Source organism: Burkholderiales bacterium (genome assembly GCA_013695435.1).
Classification (GTDB): Bacteria; Pseudomonadota; Gammaproteobacteria; order Burkholderiales; family JACMKV01; genus JACMKV01.
In genome coordinates this window covers 1-3,726 of sequence record JACDAM010000205.1, presented here as the reverse complement: position 1 = coordinate 3,726, position 3,726 = coordinate 1, and the positions used below count along the sequence as shown (strand labels likewise).

The window sequence follows — 3,726 nt, the reverse complement described above, 5'->3', positions numbered from 1 at the left end:
TCTTGAGACGCGCCGCCAGAAACTGTAGATCCGCCCGCTCCATGCCGTCGAACGGCGCGTGCCGGGTCAGCCGGTCGATGGTCGCATCGATCAGGCTGAGGGCCATGTTGGAGGTGGAGGTCATCGTGGAATCGGCGCGACGCTAAGGGTTCGACCGCCCGAACTTATCTGGAGCTTGCTCTCAATCCTTAAACCCTCGACTTGCCGGCCGTCCATTGAAGCGCGCGACGCCATTTGAAGACTCCTCTTTTTGGCTTCGTCGTGTTCATAGCGTTCTTTCGAAGCCAGCTCAATACCTTGGCCCCGCCCCGACTGCCCTTACAATCCTCGGCTATCTCGGCACATCCCCGTTAACGAGAGGCCGATCAGTCTTTCCGATTCTTGGAGGCCCCGGATATCGCGCTGCTTTGCTGTTGCATCGCCTCGGTCATTCCGATCAGCACGCCGCTGGCCAGTGTCGCGAAATTCTGAGTCAGCAGGTGCGCAGTTTTCAGGCCCGCTTCGCGCTGCGCGCGCATGGCTGCCTGCGCCTGGGTCGTATACTGCTGAATGGTTGCCGCTACCTGCGCACCAGTTTCGGTGCCGCCTGTCCTCGTGTTTCGCAGCACCGCGGCCCACTGCGACTTGACCTGCGTCTCGGCGCCTTCGGAGGCTTCCTGTACGGTCTTCAGGAACTCATCTTCCAACCGCTGCAGTTCGTTAAGCGCCGTTTTCATCTGGGATTGCTCGAAATCCTCACCGGAACGGCTCAGTTGCTGCAAGGCGACCTGGCTTGCCCGTGCGGCCTTGAGCAATGCGTCGTCCATACCCGCGAGCGCCGCGGTCAGCGTTTTTTCGACATCTATCTTGGCGTCTGCGGCGCCTAAGTTCACACCCGCCGTGACGCTTTTCAAAACCTGCTTGATCTGACCGAGTGAAAGTTCGCGAGCCTGCAGTGCTTTGAGCGTCAGATCGCGAACGGTAGTACGCACATTCTCGCCCTGTTTGACTGCCTCGCTTGCCAAATTCTTGAGGATATCGTCGGTGTCGACGGTTTTGGCCATTTGCAAATCTCCTGTGGATTGATCGAGCGTTGAATGATCCTACATGTGTTGGCCACTGTTAATGGCGATGTTGGAGCCGGATACGAAAGCGGGCTTCGTCCGACCCACTCTCCTTGATTGCGCCCGCAGCGCGTGTTCATTGCGCTTTTGCTGTCACGTATCTTCCCGGCGCCGGCTCGATCATCCGGTATTGCGCATTGCCGAGCGCGGTCTGCGCCGGCAACATGGCTCCGCCATGGCGCGCCAGCCATGCGCTCCAATTCGGCCACCAACTTCCGGGAACGCTTTGCGCGCTGGCGAGCCACTGGTCCGGATCGTTCGTCAAAGTACCGCCGGTCCAATAGTTGCGCTTGTTCTTTTTCGCGGGATTGATCACGCCGGCAATGTGCCCGCTCGCGCCAAGCACGAAGGTCAGTTCGCCTTTGAGCAGATCTTGGGCCGCATAAGCCGTGCCCCACGGCACGATGTGATCTTCGCGCGATGCGTACAGGTACGTGGGCATGCTGATGCGGCCGAGATCGACCGGCACGCCGCACTGTTTGGTTTTCCCGGGGAGCTTCAAATTGTTTTCGAGATAGGTATTGCGCAAATACCAGCAGAACATCGGCCCGGCCAGGTCCGCGCCATCCGCGTTCCAGAACAGCATGTCGAACGCCGGCGGCGCCTTGCCTTTCAGATAGCTGTTGACCACATATTGCCAGATCAGGTCGTTGGCGCGCAGCGACGAGAACACGAATCCGAGCTCCTTGCCGGGCATCACGCCGCCGCTGCCGATCGCCGCTTCACGCGCGGTGATGCCCGCCTCGCTGACAAGCTGTCCAATCTCGCCGCCGTCGAAAAAATCCAGCATGGTCGTGAGCAGCGTCAGGCTGGCTGCCTTCTGTTCACCTTTCGCCGCCAGCACGGCAAGCGCGCACGCGAGCAGCGTTCCACCGACGCAGAAGCCGAGCGCGTTGACGCGGTCGGCGCCGCTGATCGAAAGCGCCACGTCGATCGCCTTGATCACGCCGAGTTCAAGGTAATCGTCCCAGGTGAAGTGACCGAACTCGGGCGTGATGTTGCGCCACGAAACAAGGAACACCGTATGCCCCTGGTCGAGCGCATGGCGCACGAAGGAATTGTCCGGCTGCAGATCGAGGATGTAGAACTTGTTGATGCACGGCGGAATGACGACCAGCGGCCGCTCATAGACCTGTTCCGCGCGCGGAGCATACTGGATAAGCTGGATCAGATCGTTTTCAAAGACGACCGCGCCCTCGGTCGTTGCGACATCGCGACCAACTTCGAAGGCGCTATCGTCGGACATCGAGATGCGTCCTTTCGCCAGGTCCTGCATGAACAAGCCCATGCCGTCGATCAAACTTTTGCCGCCGGTTTCCTGCGCCAACTGCAATGCCTCGGGATTGGTCGCAAAAAAATTTGCCGGGCTCAGGGCATCGACGTACTGGCCGATGGCAAACCGCATCTGCGCTTTCGCGTTATCGCCGACCGGGGCCGAATCGACCGAGCTTTTCAGAAAATCGACGTAGGCCAGATACGTCTGCTTGAGCGCGTCGAACCCCGGAACGTTTTGCCAGGCTTCTCCCGCGAAGCGCCGGTCAGGAGCCTTTGCCGATTTTTCAGGTTTGGGCGCTAACCCGAACAGCCCGGCCCAATGACTCGCGCCCTGCTCCAGATAGCCATGCTGCATTTCAGCGAAACGCTGCGCGCCAGCCATGAAGTCTGTTGCGGAATTTTGAAAGCCTGCCGACGGGTCGGGTTTTTTGCCAGGCATCGCGCCGGCCGCTCCGCCCCGGGCAAACTTACGTATCAAGTCCTGCCCTGCTTCGAAATAGTTTTTCAGCAACTGCGCCGAATCGAGCGGTTCATCAGCCATGTGTTTTCTCCGTTCGGGCCTGAGCAAGCCCGCAGGTTTTGTCGTACGGCGTTCTGATGCGACGGGGTATGCCTCGTAAATTCCGCGCTTGGTTATTATACCGAGCCGCAGCAGCAACGACATCCTCAAAGCGGCCAACTCGCTCGTTTCCTCGCCCAGAAGCCGTTGAGCCACGCGCGAACGGTCGCTGGTAACTCATAATTGTCGCTGGTTCGCGCTAGCTTTGCGCGTAATTTGGACGTGTCCTGAGCATGAACTTAAAAAACCGTCATTTCTCGATACCCGGCAGTACAGCTTCCTCACTTGGAAACACGATGAGATGAACGCCTATAGCCAGCGGCTGCGAAATCGGGTCAAGGCGACGCTTGGAAGAAAGCCGAAATACAGGCCCTCACCTCCGATCTCATCAAAAAGGTTTCACAGTGGAAATTTTGGTAGGCAGGCCCCAGATGAGCCGGCGCGATCGGAGACCGGGGCATTTCCCAGGGGTCGGGGATGGCAAGCACGCGTCGCGATCGGGGCGCGCCGATGGGTATGGGCTCCGGTCCGCTACGATGCGGCGCAACTTCAGTCCTTGCCATTCAGGCCGTTATTCAACCGACGGCAAACGCCGCGCGGGGCAACTTTGGGGGTAACCGCGATCCGATGACTTACGCGCATCAAGTGTTGACGCGGTTCTCCGGCTCGAATGTGAGTTGACGCCGCCTCCACCATCTTCCAGAGCCCGGATGCTCTCCGGGCTTTTTCTCGCCCGCAACCCCGCGTGCGCGCTGGCGATGGCGTCGGTGGGGAAGTCCAGATCAAGGC

2 protein-coding genes are annotated in these 3,726 nt (G+C 59.6%); both read right to left on the bottom strand.

Annotated elements, in window-relative coordinates:
- Nucleotides 1–365 precede the first annotated feature (365 nt).
- Nucleotides 366–1,043 carry a hypothetical protein gene (locus tag H0V78_10295; GenBank protein ID MBA2352144.1) on the bottom strand — a complete coding sequence of 226 codons (678 nt, stop codon included), beginning with the start codon at nucleotides 1,041–1,043 and terminating at the stop codon, nucleotides 366–368.
- A 136-nt stretch (nucleotides 1,044–1,179) separates the two neighbouring features.
- Nucleotides 1,180–2,919, bottom strand: a complete 1,740-nt coding sequence (gene phaC, locus H0V78_10290; protein ID MBA2352143.1) for a class I poly(R)-hydroxyalkanoic acid synthase — start codon at nucleotides 2,917–2,919, stop codon at nucleotides 1,180–1,182.
- Nucleotides 2,920–3,726: the final 807 nt, after the last annotated feature.

Excerpts from the sequence above, each read along its gene's own strand:
- H0V78_10295 (MBA2352144.1), bottom strand. The coding sequence starts at position 1,043 with ATGGCCAAAACCGTCGACACCGACGATATCCTCAAGAATTTGGCAAGC.
- phaC (MBA2352143.1), bottom strand. The coding sequence starts at position 2,919 with ATGGCTGATGAACCGCTCGATTCGGCGCAGTTGCTGAAAAACTATTTC.